The organism is Sphingobacterium pedocola, from assembly GCF_015209965.1.
Classification (GTDB): Bacteria; Bacteroidota; Bacteroidia; order Sphingobacteriales; family Sphingobacteriaceae; genus Sphingobacterium; species Sphingobacterium pedocola.
Genome location: NZ_MU158690.1, coordinates 1,275,578 through 1,292,184, shown reverse-complemented (window position 1 = coordinate 1,292,184; position 16,607 = coordinate 1,275,578). Strand labels below are relative to the sequence as shown.

The window sequence follows — 16,607 nt, the reverse complement described above, 5'->3', positions numbered from 1 at the left end:
GCACCTAGTTAAGAATTATTCTAAAGAGAATCTTGATCGATCTGTTAATCCATATTATCATACCGCTCGCAATATTTAGTTTTATTGCGCTGTTCACTCTTTTTGCAGTTTATGCGGAGCGTAAGATTGCGGGTTTCGTACAAGACCGTTTAGGACCGATGGAAACTGGAAAATACGGTTTGTTACAAACCTTTGCTGATATACTTAAACTACTCCAAAAAGAATTCATTACGCCGAGCGCGGCCGATAGGGTATTATTTGCTTTGGCACCCGTGGTTATTTTCACCGCTGTATTTATTGGATTCAGTGTAATGCCATGGGCACCAGATTTCATCCCTGCTAATACGAACACCGGTCTGTTCTTCATTATGGCGGTCGTGTCTATCGATGCCATAGGAATTCTGATGGCCGGATGGGGCTCTAATAACAAATATTCACTATTGGGTGCTATACGAGCCATTGCGCAGATGGTCTCCTATGAAATCCCGGTCGGTCTGTCCCTTATTGCCGCGGTAATGATAACACAGACGCTTAATCTGAATGACATCGTATTCAATCAAGGTATATTAGCAACAGAGCGGATATATTTTTTCGGTATATGGGATGTAACAGAAGTCGGTGGATTATTTGCTTGGAACATCTTACAGGCCCCACATCTTCTCTTAGTATACGTCATATTTTTCATCGCATCCCTAGCGGAATGTAACCGCGCTCCTTTTGATATTCCTGAAGCCGAATCTGAACTAATTGGTGGCTTTCACACCGAATACGGAGGTATACGGTTCGCCTTTGTATTCCTTGCCGAGTATGCCATGATGTTCTTAGTCGCGATGCTGGGTGTCGTGATATTCCTAGGAGGATGGAATACGCCGCTTCCGAATATCGGTGTGTTGAAGCTAGCAGAATGGACGACAGGGTTGTATTGGGGTATCTTTTGGACATTAACAAAATCACTTTTCATCGTAGGCATACAAATGTGGATACGTTGGACTTTACCGCGTTTTCGCGCAGACCAATTGATGAATCTATGTTGGAAAGTAATGATCCCTATCGCATTCTTGTGTATGGCGATTTCGGGTATTTGGCGAATATTAGTAATGGTATAACGTGGTATTAAAAACAACTATACAAGGATTTTCGAGTGCGATAAAGGGCTTACTTTTAACGGTAAGGCATTTATGGCGTGCACGTAAATCACGTACTTCCCTAGATATTCGGGATGCACAATACTTCGACAAACAAGAGGGCGTTACAACCGTGCAATTTCCGAAGCAATCTATGCCCATTCCCGAAGTAGCGCGCTATCAATTAGAAGTAGAAATCGACGACTGTATCGTGTGCGATCTATGCGCAAAAGCATGTCCAGTAGATTGTATTGCCATAGAAGCCGTTAAATCCCCCGAAGTCATTGGAAAAACATCGGATGGTAGCGTAAAAAGATTGTATGCTGCCCAATTTGATATTGATATGGCGAAATGCATGTACTGCGGACTCTGCACTGTAGTTTGTCCCACGGAATGTATTACCATGACGGATCAATACGACCGCAGCACAACGAAATTAACGGATCTGATTTATGGATTTGCGGAAATGAGCGAGGAAGAGATTGCGCAACGCAAAGAAGAATGGACGAGATTCCAAGCTGATAAGGAGGCAGCCAAAAAGAAATAAATGGAAGAAATTTTATTTTACGCCTTTGCTGCCTTAGCTATTGGATCAGCGCTTCTCGTAGTCGGCCTAAAAAATACAGCCCGTGCCCTGTTTTTATTCTTCATTGTGTTATTTGCAATGGCCGGATTATTTCTTTTTGCACTGGCCGATTTCGTTGCTATCACCCAAATCCTGATCTATGTCGGCGGTGTGCTGATCCTTATGATATTTGCATTCATGCTTTCCAACAAAGAGCTGTTGGCCGATCTCCAACATACCTCTTCTCAGTTCCTATCGCTGCCTAATGCCCAGTCGCTCTTACTCGCTTTGGGATTTCTGGGCGTCATGCTGTACGGAATTTCAGAATGGCAACAGAACACGCCCTACTGGATAACTGAAAATATTCGTCAAGGTAACACCATTCAACCGGCGGATAATAACATCAACCAATTGGGTGTAAAGTTTATGACACAATATGTCCTGCCCTTTGAAGTGGTATCCGTATTCTTACTCATGGCGCTTATTGGAGCTGCCCACTTATCGCGGAAGGAGGATAACCTATGATTACCTTAACGCATTTTCTGGTTGTCAGTGCTTGTATCTTTTGTATTGGTTTATATGCTGTACTCGCCAAACGCAATGCCATTATGATATTAGTAGGGATCGAGCTGATGATCAATTCGGCCGTTCTCAATCTCGTCGCATTCGGACGATACGATAAAGTGAATTACGGCGGACAGGTGTTCGCGCTATTTGCCATCGTTCTTGCCGCGGCTTCTGTTGCGGTCGGTTTAGCTATTATTCTCAATGTTTACCGAAAATATAAGACGATCAATCCCGACAACATAACTGATTTGCGCGATTAATGAGAGATTTGCTAACGATATCACCTATTTCAATGAGCATCCTTGTGGTGTTATTGCCCCTTGCAGCATTTGTGATACAGGCTATTCTAGGAAAGAAATCGACGTCGGGGATCGTATCATTGATCGCTATCACGGCAAGCACGCTGATTAGCGGCGGATTTGTTTTCATGGCCGTCTGGGATAACCCTCCAGTATCGGCCACCTACGATTGGTTCACGATCGGCGATAAAACATTTACCTTAGGATTTTTATTAAATAACCTTAGCGTACTGATGCAGTTTATTGTCTGTATCATTGCCCTTCCGGTTCACATCTATTCCAGGTCATATATGAAGGGAGATCCCGGCATACATCGCTATTGGATGTACCTTAGTCTCTTTTGTTTTGCGATGCTTGGCCTTACCATCTCCAAAAACCTGTTCATGTTATATATCTTTTGGGAGCTGGTGGGATTTGCATCTTATTTGTTGATCGGATTTTGGTTCACGAGAGAAGCAGCCGTTCAGGCAAACAAAAAAGCCTTCCTCGTTAACCGTATAGGCGACCTAGGCTTCCTAATAGGTATTGCTATTATTTTTTCCACGTTTGGCACCTTAGATCTGGTCGATTTATTTGGCAAAGAAGGGATCTTTTCCCAGGGCATTGATAAAAATACGGGTTGGATGACCGGAGCTGGTATTGCGTTCTTTTTGGGAGCGATGGCAAAATCAGCACAATTTCCCCTCCATGTATGGTTGCCAGATGCAATGGAAGGCCCTACATCGGTATCCTCTTTAATCCACGCCGCTACGATGGTCGCCGCAGGCGTGTTTTTGCTGTCCAGTATCTTTCCGTTATTCAATGAAACGGTACTGCTCATCATCGCGATCACTGGAACCATCACCGCGCTTTCGTCTGCATTTTTTGCCTTAGGGCAATATGATATCAAGAAGATATTGGCGTTTTCCACCATTTCCCAGCTGGGTTATATGATGGTAGCCGTTGGTATAGGGGCCTGGGATGCGGCCATGTTTCACCTCGTCACACATGCATTCTTTAAATGTTTGCTGTTCCTCTGTGCCGGAGCTGTTATACATGAAATGGCACACCTAAAAGCACATGGAAACCAGGAATTTGATCCACAGGATGTACGGAATATGGGTGGATTACGCCGATACATGCCCAAGACCTTTGCACTGATGGCCATTGCGTCCTTAGCGCTTGCCGGATTTCCGCTGACATCAGGGTACCTATCAAAAGATGCTATCGTGATTACCGCGTGGGAATGGGCGATGCATCATGAGGGACTATATCTTATTATCCCCATTCTTTTAATTGTGGTCAGTATCCTCACTGCATTTTATATTGGCAGGCTGATATTTAAAGCCTTCTTTGGCGAATTTCGTCTGAATGATCTTGATGTAACACATCTACACGATGCTCCACGTACCATGCTGATACCGATGTTATTTTTAGGTATAGGTGCGGTATTCTTTGTCTTCTCCTGGAATCCCCTATCCTACGCCGATGCCGGGATCCTACAGGGACTATCTGTTGAATACCCTTTCGCTGAAGCTCATGCGTTGCATGTTATTGTACCTATAATCCTAACTTGCGGCTCGTTGATCGCGTGGTGGATAGGTTGGCGGTGGTATGTCAAAGGTAGTTATCCGCTGAATCCGCAAAACAGGTGGATACAAGCATCGTTAAACCAGGGATATCTAGATGAGGTATACCACAAAACCTTTGTTAAGCCTACGCTAAAATTAGCACAGGCCAGCTATTGGTTCGACCAGTATATCGTCGATGGACTGGTTAATTTCTCCGCAAAAGCGGTTCGTTCATTATCTAGCCTCAGTAGCTGGGTCGACAGATACATCGTAGATGGACTCGTCAACAGCGTAGCCGGAACGACATACTATACTGGACATCTGCTGCGCTGGATACAAAATGGTAGACTCCAAAACTATTTAGGTTTTGCGTTTACGATAGTTTTAATAGGAATAATTTATTTGATCATACGATAAGATGGGATTACTCTCTCTGCTCATATTTTTACCACTAGTAGCAACAGCCATTATCCTGCTGCTACCCACGTCACTACGTAACAGCTACAAGTATATTGCACTTGTGTTTACGGGCGCCCAATTTGCTTTAGCCGGGTATCTGTATAGTCAGTTTGATGCCGCAGCTACTGGTGTTAATACCCGCGCAGGCTATCAGTTCGTTGAGCAGCTATCCTGGATACGGATGGATCTGGGTACGTTGGGCAAATTAGAAATTGACTATTTCTTGGGTGTAGACGGATTTTCTCTCCCGCTACTGGCATTGAGTGCATTTGTGATGCTGATGGCCATTGGTGCCTCATGGAATACTACAAAAAGTCTCAAAGGATACTTTTCCCTTTTAATGATACTGAATCTAGCCGTGATGGGTATATTCTGTGCGTTGGATTTTTTCTTGTTTTATGTATTCTATGAAGTAATGCTACTTCCGCTTTACTTCCTGATCGGAATTTGGGGTGGCGCACGCCGGGAATATGCCTCCATCAAGTTCTTCATCTATACCCTTTTTGGTTCAGTATTCATGCTTCTTGTGATCGTAGGGCTTTATTTCTCGGTCATCAATCCCGATACCGGTGCACACACCTTTAACATGCTGCACATGATGAATCCCGCAAATTATGTCGAAAACTCGTTCTTTGGGTACATCAACAACTACCATGAGATATTCGGTATTCCTGCGCGCAGGATCGGATTTATTGTGTTGTTCTTCGCCTTTGCGATCAAAGTACCTATCGTTCCGCTGCATACCTGGTTGCCCGATGCGCACGTAGAAGCACCAACGCCGGTATCGATTATCCTTGCAGGGATATTATTAAAAGTAGGTGGATACGGAATCATCCGCATTTGCCTAAGTATCTTTCCGGATGCGGCCGTAGATGCCAATTGGTGGCTGGGGCTTATCGGCATCATCTCAATTATTTATGGTGCTTTGAATGCGTTGGCCCAAAAGGATTTAAAACGTTTGATCGCCTATTCTTCCGTGTCACATATGGGCTTTGTGCTGCTGGGTATTGCTTCGTTAACAGCCGAAGGGATCTCCGGAGCGATGTTCCAGATGATAAGCCACGGTTTCCTATCCGCCGCTTTATTCTTTCTGGTCGGTGTAATCTATGACCGCGTTCACGACCGTTACATTTACAATTTTAGAGGCTTAGCATCCCTTATGCCTAAGTTTACAGCATACCTAGCTATCGCATTTTTTGCTTCTTTGGGATTACCCGGGTTTTCTGCCTTTATCGGAGAAGCATTTGTCATTATCGGTACCTTTAACGCAGAATCCGTGGGAACGGGTATTCCCCGCTGGATGGCTATTGCCGGATCACTGGGTATACTATTGAGTGCCGCCTATCTGCTGTGGACTTTGCAACGCATGTTTTTCGGAGAAACTAGACTAAAGGGTGGCGAAGAATGGGCGTCGGCCTTGGTTGACTTGAATCGGCGCGAGCAACTTATTTTATTTCCAGCACTTGCTTTAGCCTTACTTTTAGGTATCATGCCGTCACTGATTTTCGACAACCTTAATAGTTCGGTATTGAATTTGGTAGCTTTGGTCGCACAATATATTTAAGATCAGGAAATGAAAGACGTAGCCCTTCACTTATCCAGTACCTTAGATCAGATCCTTGCATCTATCCCGCTAGTCAAGCCGGAATTTGCGCTGATTGCAGCATTTCTATTGTCAATAGTTGCTACTCTGTTCACCGATAGATTATGGAAGCAGTCTTCTTTCTTTGTTTCTATCATCGGTTACCTTGTTTCCTTTGTATATCTATTGCCTCAATTGCATCAGCCTACATCGGCATTCTTCGGCATGCTGGTCATCGACAATTTTTCCGTTTTTGCCCGGGGGATTATTCTATTTGCACTGCTTATTTCTACCATTTTCATCCAACAGCATTTTAAGGGTAAGATTTTTCAAAAGAATCTTGGCGACGTATATACGGTCTTGCTCACTGCAGGACTAGGTCTTAACCTATTGACCATTACGACCAACTGGCTGCTTGCCTTCATTGCTATCGAGACGGTTTCGATCAGTTCATACATTCTAGTAGGCTATTTTTCCACACACAAAAAACAATCCGAAGCGGCTATGAAATATGTGCTCTTTGGGTCTGTCTGTGCTGCGGTTATGCTCTATGGTCTATCCTTGTTATATGGTTTCACGGGAAATTTAGATTTTGTTAGTCCAGCACATCTTCAGGGTCTGGCCGCTGCTCCCCAAGTGATGACGAGCATTGCACTCCTATTCGTATTTACCGGCATAGGATTTAAATTGAGCTTCGTTCCCTTTCACGCTTGGGCGCCGGATGTGTACGAAGGTGCACCGACACCGGTCACCGCATTCTTGTCTACGGTTCCTAAAGTTGGCGCTATCGTGTTATTGGCCCGTATTACGCAGGCTTGGGCATCCTCCCTTTTTTATTTCGGCGAGTTGACCATTCTATTTTTAACCGTAGTCGCTATCGTTACCATGCTGGCCGGTAATCTCATCGCCTTGCGCCAACAGAATGTGAAGCGTATGATGGCTTACTCTTCCATAGGGCATACCGGATTCCTGCTAATGGCGGTATTAGTAGCTCCAAGCGAAAATCCAAGCATACTGTTATTCTACCTCGCCGCCTATGTGCTCATGAATTTGGCTGCCTTTGCTTTTATCGATAGCTTAGAACATAAAACAGGTGCGACGACACTTGAATCGTATTCCGGTTTAGGAAAAAAATTGCCTATCGTCTTTACCTGTTTCACTTTCATCGGCATCGCTCTCATTGGTCTTCCTCCCACTGCAGGCTTCGTCGGCAAGTTATTGGTTTTTACATCGGTATTCGAAAGCTATCAATCCAGCGGAGATTTACCTTATTTACTGCTGCTCATTACAGGGGCTTTGACTTCGGTGATCTCCTTGTTCTACTATTTCAAAATCCCCCTTTACGCGTTTCTAAGGGATGGCCAATCCGACCACAACATAAACACCCCCATTCGTTTTATTATTGCAATTGGTATTGTATTAACCGCGTTGGTGTTCGGTATAGGGATCTTTCCTGATTTTCTATTGGGGTTGTTTCAATCCCGTTAAGTTAAAAACCTACAGACGCTCCCATCAGCATAACGACCTGAAAGCAAGGGTCTAAAACCCTGATCATCCATCGTATTTAGATCCCTCCAAAGTCGGGACAAAAAGAGCAAAACGTCAGCCTGAGCGCACCTTCCCTGCCCCCATGAAAAGAGGAAGAAACAGAAACGTTGCCAACGTGGAAACTATTAACCCACCTATAGTCCCTACCGCCAACGGAAACCAGAACGCTTCCCTCCCATCACCGATCAAAAATGGAATAAATCCAAGTATAGTGGATAAAACAGTTAGCAATATGGGGCGAATCTTCACCTGACAGGCCTTTATATAGGCCCTTAATGGCGTTACATTCAAGTTAGACCGAAGACGATGGTACTCCTCTACGATATAAATATTAGCATTTATCGTTAATGCTGATAACAGAATAAATGAAGCATATCCTCCCTGATCAAAATCAATGTCAAACAGATAAAAAGCCAAAAAGATCCCGATAAAAGATATCGGAATTACGAATAAGATATATAGTGGCTTTTTGAATGAATTGAATAAAATACAGCAGATGACGTAGATGATAACGAAAACATATAGAAGCAGGATATAATTCGTTTTGTCCTTTTTTTCGCCACCATATCTTGGATTCGCATTCTTGATAGTATATCCTATGGGTAAGCTTTCTTTAAATTCTTCGATATAGTTTTCCTGCACCTTTTTGCCTTGCTCGTGTGCTCCGATATATTCATACTGCATACAGAGGCGGTATTGCTGATTAACCTTGCCGACTTCCTTTGGTGCCTTTGCTTTGTCTATTTGGGCCAGTTCCGACAATTTATACACTTTTCCATTGGCATGAATCGGCATATGCAACATATCCCAGGCGTGATATTCATTCGATTGTTTAGATTGCAGATACATACGCTCCGCTCCATCGGAGGTAATCATATTACCACCATTTATCCGACGTCCTAACACAGTGCTCAACTGTCCATAAAGCTGATAGGGTTGAATATGCTCTTCCGCCAACCGATCTCGTTTCATTACAAACGCAAACTCTTCGTAATCGTCTTTAAACCAACTAAATTCAGCATTAATCGTTACATCATTAATGCGTCGGTGTTCCAATAGTTTCCGCTTAAGTTGTTCCGCCCAATCCAACAGTTCGTCGTAATTATATCCGAACATCTCCAACCGATACGAACCCGAACCCTCCCGTACATCGTTACTAAATCCATCTCCCAGTCCATACACACCCCAGCTTCCGCCACCAAGTTCCAACGACTTACTGATCAGTTTTGATTTTAATAAATGTGGAAAGCTACCGTTGGCGTATTCTTTTACAAATTGGATGCTGATACTCGCTTGCCGGGCATTTTGTATATCCGTTTGAAATTGTTTTACTTCGGAAAATTGGCTGATATACTGTTCCATTTGTTGTACAATTCCATTCATTTCTGCTATAGTCGAATTGCTGGGCAGCGATGCGTTAACAGACAGACTGGTTTCCTCCCGATCTTTAAAATAGCTCCCGTGTTTTACTTTCTGCACGAAGAGCCGCAGCGTTCCTCCTAATACAGCATTGATATGGGGAGAGATACTTTCTTTGTACCGATCACTACCCAACGATTGATTGTACAGTGCCGCCCATTTCGAGTCTCCTTCTATTTTTTCGGGAAGAAGGAAAACAGGCAATCCGAACGCCAGAATAATAGACAAAATAGCCATCTTTCGCCAACGGTAAAGCAATCTGCACAAGACAGCATAGTATCGATAGAAATAAACTGAAGCATATCGTTGCATGCGGCCAATTCTGGTTACCCGTTTCTTTTGGCTATTCTTACCTATTTCAAGCTTTTCCAACAATGCCGGCACGAGGAATAAAGCCGTCAATAATGAAATAAAAAGATTGACACTGATCACGATGGCAAAGTCCTGCAAATTTAACCGAATGCGCTCTTCCATCAAGAAAACGACAGACAATGTCCCTATTGTCGTAAGCGTAGCCGCCAAAATGGACATAAATGCATTTAGATTTCTTTTTCGGACAATATGTTCCGCCATGACGATGGTATTGTCGATAATCAGCGTGAGCGAAATGGTTATCCCTGCCAAAGAATACAACTGTATCTCTAGCCTCAACAGATAGTAAACTATTATTGCAGTAGCCAAATTGCAGAAAAGAGAAACAGTGATCAGTAATACATACTTGAATTTACGGTAGGTTAATAACACAAACAACAGCAGGATCGCAAGCGTCAACCCGGTCCTGAAATAGATTTTATGCAGTTCCTGTTGTATAAACTCCGTCGCGTCATAATTTAGATGTATCTCGTAGCCCTGCGGAAGAGTCGTTTTTACCGCTTTGAGGTGCTTTCTTATTTTGTCGGCTAGGCCCAGTTGATTACTTTGTTCATCCGCAGTAATAGACAGGTAGATGGAATTCAATCCGTTGATTCTAAAATAACTTTGTGCCTGCTCTTCTATGCGATTGATCTTTATCACCTTTTCCAGCGGGATAATCGTCCCATCGATCTGCTTAACACCAATAGAATTTAACGCGGCAGCATCTGATTGGAGAGCCGGATGCAACGTCAATCTGATCCATTCCTGATCCCGCACAGACGAATTGATCAAGGCCATGTCCAAGAATTCGTGACGCAGTGCTTCTGAGATGGCCTGCTGTATATCTTTGACTGTAATTCCATGTGCGCTCAACAGATCGGCATCATATTCCAATTGCCATATCATGGGCATTGCCCCCCTAACATCTACACGCGATATTCCACCGAAAAGGGCAAGCTGCGGCTTAAGGTTTTGTTCTGCAAAATGCTGTATTTCGTATGGGGTAGCCGGCGCGTTGATCGTATAGGTTAGAAAAGGTCTGTTGGCATTATTATCAACCCGACTTTGCGAAATGGATGGATATGCCATATTTTCGGGCAACAAAGGCCATGTTTGCCGAATGACCGATGATGCTTCAAATCTAGCAATATCCATATTTTTATGTTTGTTAAATTCTATTTGGATGCGCCCCCAGCCGTTGCCGGATTTAGAGCTGATTTTCTTCACCCCCTCCAGGCGATTCAACATGGCTTCCAGTTTAGAAGTCGCTTCCATTTCTACTGTTCGTGGCGAGCTGCCTGCCATCGAAAAATTGACAGAAAGACCGGGCAATGTCTGCGATGGAGACAATTTAACTGTCAATAGCGGGATCAATGCCACCCCCACTAGAGATAAGCAGAGAAAACTCAGGATAACAGAGAAAGATGATATTTTTTTTGAAGTCCCCATCAGTTTACCGGGTGCATATGGTCGAAAAGGTAGGAGAGCGACTCCTGTTTTTCAAAGTCAAATAAGGTCAGCTTTCTAATCCTAAAATAACTCAACCAATAGTTTTTCAGTGCAGAGATGTAATTCTTTTGCGCATCTTTCTGCCTGTTCAGCGACAAGGTTAAACTGTTGATATCCGATTTACCAATAACGAATCGCTGCCGGGTAGCCTGAAAAGCCGCTACCGCAAGTTCCAATGCCTCTTCGGCACTATTAATCATATCTTGTTGTACCTCAAAATCACTTACCGTCACGATAATTTCCTGTTCCAAACTCTGCTCTCGCTGCTGTACCGATATTTTAGCCACGTCAAGGCTATTTCTGGACATATTCACCTTTCCTTTTCTAACCCCCCAATCCAGTATAGGGATACGCATACCAATACTTACCAAATTTTGTTGCAACGGGTTCCGATAAGCTTCTGCTACGGTAGGTGCCACCTGATTAAAACCCGCACTCATGTAAAGATCGGCATTAAAAGAAGCTTCCCTCTTGGTGCGTACCACCTCCCTTTCTGCTTCTATGATCTCCTGCCGATTGGCCAGGTAGTCGGGGTTATTTTCCTTAGCAAGGCGCAAGGCCTGATCGATGGGAATATGAATCGGGCGGGGTGGTTCCGGGATGATAATCTCCGGTTGCTTGTTGTCATCCAAGTTGAGGTAATTACTCAATCCAAAAGTCGCCTTCTTTAATTCTATTTCTACATTTTTCAGCGAATTTCTGGCATTAATGGCATCCAGCTTCAGCGTCAGCATATCAGCCTGAGAAATCGAAGCGATCTTAAACCGCTCCTGACCAATGAGAAATAAGGTATCCGAAGAAGCCACATTTTCCATTGCCAGATCAAATTCGGCCTGCGCCATGGCGAGTCCGAAGAACAACTGTATAACAGACTCTGCTATTTCTTCCTGCGCATAGAGATATTGCTTTTTAGCCTTTTCATATTTTAAGGGTTCCAGCTTTTTTTCCCACTTAAACGCATTAAATCCCATCAAAGATTGCGTGTACCCTATCCGGATAGGCACACTGGAATACTGGGAGAAACGTGTTTCACCAAAATTCCGAAAAAAGCCCAGTTCCGAATCAATAAAGAAGGAGCCCCCCGTTGCGTCCAGATTTTGATTGATCGAAACATTACCCGACGAATATAGCGATTGCTGTACCCTGTAGATATCAATGTTATTATCCGGATCGTATCGCTTTGTGAATTCTCGATTATACTGTAACGGGGTCACATTGAGATTCAGCGAGGGCAATCGTGCGGCTTTGAACGACCGGTATGCCCAATAGTTCGTTAGATAAAGATTCTTAACCCTAAAGGCCTGTAAAGAACTATCTGTGGCGATTTCGATACTTTGCTGAAGACTTAGTTTCTGCTTCGTCTGCCCCCAAGCCGATAAATGCAGCACCCATATTGCAATAATCAATAAACAACGTTTCCCCATAATAATTATGATTTGACAGATTTTGTCCGATAGATAAACCAGTACACCAGTGGCACGACAAATAAACTAATGGGTGTACCGACCAACATACCGGCGATGGTTGCCACCGCTAAAGGTTTCTCCAACTCCGACCCCATATCATTACTAAAAAGTAATGGCAACATACAGACAATGGAGGTAAGACTGGTCATTAGAATAGCATTCAACCGTCGACGTCCCGCTTCGTGGATAGCTTCCATTAGATCTGTACCCTGTCTCCGAAGCTGATTCATAATGTCCAGTTTGAGGATACTATCGTTGATAATAATACCAGATGTTACGATGATACCGATCGCAGACATCAGATTCAAACTATAGCCAAGGAAAAGCAGCGAACCTAAAGCCGCCGCTATGGCAATCGGAATCTCCAGCAATACAATCAACGGCTGCACGAAGCTTTCAAACTGTGCCGTCAGGATAAAATACATCAGCATAATGGAAACTAAAAGGATCAGGAGGAGCTCATCCAACATTTTTTGATTGGAAAAAAAAGATCCTGAGAATACGATATCGCGTTCATTGTCAGAGGCTATATTGCCCTTCAACTGCTGCAAGGTCATCTCAGGATCGGTAACTCCATATAACTCAAACGGTATGTATTCGCCATTCCGGCCGGCAACAATGCTTTTCATTCCTTCACTTGGCACAACATGGATAAACTCTTGCAGGGGTACTTTCCTAGCTTGTTCACCGTTTTTAACAGCGGGTAGATGAAGCAAGCTGTTCTGGATCACGTTGTTGACCGCATCATGTTCCGTACCCAACATAATAGGAAGGTACTGCTGGAAAGACCGCAGTGTGGTAATCTCCTCTTCTTTAAATCCGGCTTTCAAGGACTGGTAGACAGTATTGTAAGGCACATTGTATACCAATAGTTTTTCGTTATCAATCTGTATATCAAGTTGCTTTTGAAAGGATACGCTCTGAGGCACATATCCCGCTATACGGTTAATTTCCGATTGCCAGGTGGCTATCGCATCTCTCGTTATCATTTTGCTTTGGTTTCTCGGATAGTACTCGAGCCTTAGATCAGCTTCAGCCGTTGTGAAAACGCGTTCGAAGATGGTACCTGCCGGGGCAAATCCGGCGATTGCTTTTGGAAATTGCTGTTTCAGGTATTGGTCGACTGCCGTCTGCAGCTCTGCTACGCCGTCTTCACTGCTCGCTTTCAGGTATATTTCACTTTCGGATACGGTGTTTTCCCTTTCCCGATTTAACAAGAACTGTTGCTGTCCGATTAAGACAGAACTGACCTCCACCTGATCGCGAATAGCGTCCAATAGTGCTATCGAACGTTTCCGGTTCTCCTCCAGATGGATGTTCTCGTTCCATTCAATGTCGGTCACCAATTCATGTTGGCTTATTTCGGGCATTTTCTCCTTTGGAATCAGGTAAAACATCCAGACACATAGTGGGAACAGCAACAGTGTCAAAGCCGTTGTAACCCCCTTGTTCGCAAACACCCAATCTGCTACTTTATGGTATATACGCTCCGGGATAGGCACTTTCGATACCTTTTGAGGGACTTCCGACGGCTTAAACCATTTGGATAATGATACCGGCAATCGCATCTTATAGATCAGTTTGTACAATACCGGTAACAGCATAATCCCCGTCAGATAGGAAACCAAGAGCCCTACCGTTACCGAAAAGGCCTGATCAAAAAATATGGCTCCGGCTATGCCGCTCATAAAGATCAGCGGAATAAAGACTGCTATAGTCGTAAATGATGAACTGAGCATAGGTGCAATTACTTCATTCGTACCCTTGATGCAGGAGTCGTCGATTGGCAGTCCCTGCTTTCGGTATTGACTGATGTTATCCGTGACGATAATGGAATTATCGATCATCATTCCCAGTGCCAACACCAGTCCCGTCAACGAAACAATATTCAGGGAAATATTACAGAGGTAGAAAAACAGCAGGCACACGATCAGGGAGACGAACATACTAATGCCAATGATCAACGGTGAACGGGCATCCCGCATAAAAAAAACAGACACCAAAGACACAAAAATAAAGGCCAATATTAAATTCTGTTGCAAATTAGCAATCGTATAATCCAATAACTCGGTTTGATTCTGAGATGTTGAAAATGCGATATCCGGATACGTACGTTTCAAACTATTGATGGTACCCTCCAAAGCGGCCTGCATACTGGCCATATTTTCTTCACCCTGTTTAATGATCGCCATATTGACAGCACGTTTACCATTATACAGTGCCATTCCTTTCTCCTGCTGTGGAACGATCTGTATATCCGCAATATCCTGGAGTTGAAAAATCCGATCATTCTTCCGGATATAAAGCTGTTGCACATCGGCTAGCGTACGTACCACGGATGAAAAACTGATATTATACGCATAATGTCCCTCTTTAACCAACATGGCTCCGGGTTCTATATTATTATCCTGCAATACGGTGGCTATTTCCGCAGGCGTAATACCGGTTATTTCCAGCAGGCTTTGTACCGGCGAAATCAAGATCTGCTTGTCCATTAATCCCGTGATATCCACCATAGCTACTTGCGGGAGCTGTTCTATCCGCTTTTTGATGACCGTATTGGCCAATTCACTGAGTTCCAAAAACTTTTGTTCCTGATCATCCGCAAAGGGGGAGTCTGTATTTAGCGTCAGGTTGAGGTGTAAGACCGGGATATCCGTAGCGCTAGCCTTGATCACGCGGGGTCTTTCCATATCCCGGTGTATGCGGTTCATGGCTGCGTCTATTTTTTCATTAACTTCTATAAAAGCTAAGTCTGTATTCGCCCCATACTCAAAATTGAGCCGGATAATCCCCTGTCCGTCATGCGTTTCGCTGTGGATATCCCGGATGTGCGCTACCTGCAATAATTGCTGCCGAATAGGCGCTACAACCGTATTTTCCAAACCCCGGGCTGATGCGTTTTTACCAGAAATCTGTATCGTAATCTCCGGAATCGGAATATTGGGCAGCAGGGATATCGGAATATGCAGATAGGTAATGATGCCTAAAATAAAAAACGCCAAAAATGCCATGAATACAGCAATGGGCCTATCAATAAGATATCTAATCATGGATATTTTTGATTCAAAATAAGTATCGGTGTCTCGTGGGCCAGGTTCAGGTTTCCGTCGTAGATAATGCTATCCCCATCGGTTAATCCCTCGGTTACGACATATCCCGTCGAGTTCTCCAAACCTGTTTCCACATAATTCCAATGTGCTTTATGATCTTTCGCCGTAAAAACGACTTTCTTATTATTCCGTAGTACCAGCGCTTCTTTAGGGATAATCAATTGACTTCCTGCAGATCGCTGTACACGTATTTTAATATGCATGCCCTCATACAACCGCGATGAGGAACCGGCGATACGCGCTTTGACCTTCACCATCCCATTTTCGTCGACGACCGGATTGATTTCATCGATAACGGCAGCCACAGTATAGTCTTGATAGGAGAATGGCGAAAGCTGCACTTGATCTCCTTTTCGAATAAGCGGGAGTTCACTTTCCAGTACGGTAAAAAGGGCATCAAGGCTTTGGCTGGCAATAATAGTACAGAAAGGTTCATTTCCAGACGGCATATTGTACTTCTTGGCAAATAGATTAGCAACGATACCGTCATAAGGAGCATACAATACCGAATGATCTAAATGATATCGGGCCAATTCGTACTGGATCGTACTATTTTCATAGTTGCTTTTTATCTTGGCTATTTTCATGGTTTCTGCTGGAACTTTTAAGGAGTCTTTCAAGGCATACCCTTGACTGATCAAGACATCCTGCAGCTCCAAACTCGACTTTTCCAGATTATCGGCCGCCTGCTTTAGCGCGCTTTCAAGTTTAAATTGCGCCAGTCTCGCTATTTTCTGTCCTTTTTTTACCTTTTCGCCATTTTTAACATAGATTTCTTCCACAATTTCGGCACCTGCAAAACGAAGGTCTACTTTCTCAGCAGCCACTATAGCCCCATTCGAGATCAGTTCGTGGTTGAATGTTTTGCTCTTCAGGACAAACGCTTTGACCTGTGCAGTCTCGCCCGGTAGCACGGTCTGCACACCATCTTCAGCTTCTTTAAGTTTAGAATCTGTACAAGCTCCATATAACAGTGTCCCCAGTATACTTAGGCGCCATAAGAACATGGGCGATCGTGTTAAATTCCTTTTTATATTCATGGATCTGCAATA

General features: G+C 43.8%; 11 protein-coding genes. 7 read left to right on the top strand and 4 right to left on the bottom strand.

Annotated features, from left to right (window positions below):
• Nucleotides 1–32: 32 nt before the first annotated feature.
• Genes nuoH through C4F40_RS15345 form a run of 7 tightly spaced genes read left to right on the top strand, consistent with a single transcriptional unit; the run spans nt 33 to nt 7,634 of the window.
• Complete coding sequence (nuoH, locus tag C4F40_RS15375) at nt 33–1,106, top strand: NADH-quinone oxidoreductase subunit NuoH (protein WP_196940263.1); 1,074 nt, start codon at nt 33–35, stop codon at nt 1,104–1,106.
• Nucleotide 1,107: 1 nt separating this feature from the next.
• Nucleotides 1,108–1,671, top strand: coding sequence for a 4Fe-4S binding protein (locus C4F40_RS15370; RefSeq protein ID WP_196940262.1), 564 nt, complete (start codon nt 1,108–1,110; stop codon nt 1,669–1,671).
• Entirely contained in the window at nt 1,672–2,214 is a 543-nt protein-coding gene (locus C4F40_RS15365) for an NADH-quinone oxidoreductase subunit J family protein (protein ID WP_196940261.1), read from the top strand. It abuts the gene before it with no gap.
• Nucleotides 2,211–2,516: an NADH-quinone oxidoreductase subunit NuoK gene (gene nuoK / locus C4F40_RS15360; protein ID WP_196940260.1), complete on the top strand. Its 306-nt coding sequence runs from the start codon at nt 2,211–2,213 to the stop codon at nt 2,514–2,516. Before C4F40_RS15365 ends, nuoK begins: the two co-directional genes overlap by 4 nt.
• 32 nt (nt 2,517–2,548) lie before the next feature.
• A complete protein-coding gene (gene nuoL / locus C4F40_RS15355; protein WP_231390084.1) occupies nt 2,549–4,522 on the top strand; it encodes an NADH-quinone oxidoreductase subunit L in 1,974 nt (657 codons plus the stop codon).
• A 1-nt stretch (nt 4,523) separates the two neighbouring features.
• Nucleotides 4,524–6,128: a complex I subunit 4 family protein gene (locus tag C4F40_RS15350; RefSeq protein WP_196940258.1), complete on the top strand. Its 1,605-nt coding sequence runs from the start codon at nt 4,524–4,526 to the stop codon at nt 6,126–6,128.
• Between the two features lie 9 nt (nt 6,129–6,137).
• On the top strand, nt 6,138–7,634 hold the full coding sequence (locus tag C4F40_RS15345) for an NADH-quinone oxidoreductase subunit N (RefSeq protein WP_196940257.1): 1,497 nt from the start codon (nt 6,138–6,140) through the stop codon (nt 7,632–7,634).
• A 114-nt stretch (nt 7,635–7,748) separates the two neighbouring features.
• Here C4F40_RS15345 and C4F40_RS15340 read toward each other — a convergent pair whose 3' ends face one another.
• Genes C4F40_RS15340 through C4F40_RS15325 form a run of 4 tightly spaced genes read right to left on the bottom strand, consistent with a single transcriptional unit; the run spans nt 7,749 to nt 16,595 of the window.
• Nucleotides 7,749–10,916: an efflux RND transporter permease subunit gene (locus tag C4F40_RS15340; RefSeq protein WP_196940256.1), complete on the bottom strand. Its 3,168-nt coding sequence runs from the start codon at nt 10,914–10,916 to the stop codon at nt 7,749–7,751.
• On the bottom strand, nt 10,916–12,400 hold the full coding sequence (locus C4F40_RS15335) for a TolC family protein (protein ID WP_196940255.1): 1,485 nt from the start codon (nt 12,398–12,400) through the stop codon (nt 10,916–10,918). The genes C4F40_RS15340 and C4F40_RS15335 overlap by 1 nt, the downstream gene beginning before the upstream one ends.
• Nucleotides 12,401–12,405: 5 nt before the next feature.
• Nucleotides 12,406–15,495, bottom strand: a complete 3,090-nt coding sequence (locus tag C4F40_RS15330) for an efflux RND transporter permease subunit (RefSeq protein ID WP_196940254.1) — start codon at nt 15,493–15,495, stop codon at nt 12,406–12,408.
• Nucleotides 15,492–16,595: an efflux RND transporter periplasmic adaptor subunit gene (locus C4F40_RS15325; protein ID WP_196940253.1), complete on the bottom strand. Its 1,104-nt coding sequence runs from the start codon at nt 16,593–16,595 to the stop codon at nt 15,492–15,494. The genes C4F40_RS15330 and C4F40_RS15325 overlap by 4 nt, the downstream gene beginning before the upstream one ends.
• Between the last annotated feature and the right edge of the window lie 12 nt (nt 16,596–16,607).

Excerpts from the sequence above, each read along its gene's own strand:
- C4F40_RS15365 (WP_196940261.1), top strand. The coding sequence starts at position 1,672 with ATGGAAGAAATTTTATTTTACGCCTTTGCTGCCTTAGCTATTGGATCA.
- nuoK (WP_196940260.1), top strand. The coding sequence starts at position 2,211 with ATGATTACCTTAACGCATTTTCTGGTTGTCAGTGCTTGTATCTTTTGT.
- nuoL (WP_231390084.1), top strand. The coding sequence starts at position 2,549 with ATGAGCATCCTTGTGGTGTTATTGCCCCTTGCAGCATTTGTGATACAG.
- C4F40_RS15350 (WP_196940258.1), top strand. The coding sequence starts at position 4,524 with ATGGGATTACTCTCTCTGCTCATATTTTTACCACTAGTAGCAACAGCC.
- C4F40_RS15345 (WP_196940257.1), top strand. The coding sequence starts at position 6,138 with ATGAAAGACGTAGCCCTTCACTTATCCAGTACCTTAGATCAGATCCTT.
- C4F40_RS15340 (WP_196940256.1), bottom strand. The coding sequence starts at position 10,916 with ATGGGGACTTCAAAAAAAATATCATCTTTCTCTGTTATCCTGAGTTTT.
- C4F40_RS15335 (WP_196940255.1), bottom strand. The coding sequence starts at position 12,400 with ATGGGGAAACGTTGTTTATTGATTATTGCAATATGGGTGCTGCATTTA.
- C4F40_RS15330 (WP_196940254.1), bottom strand. The coding sequence starts at position 15,495 with ATGATTAGATATCTTATTGATAGGCCCATTGCTGTATTCATGGCATTT.
- C4F40_RS15325 (WP_196940253.1), bottom strand. The coding sequence starts at position 16,595 with ATGAATATAAAAAGGAATTTAACACGATCGCCCATGTTCTTATGGCGC.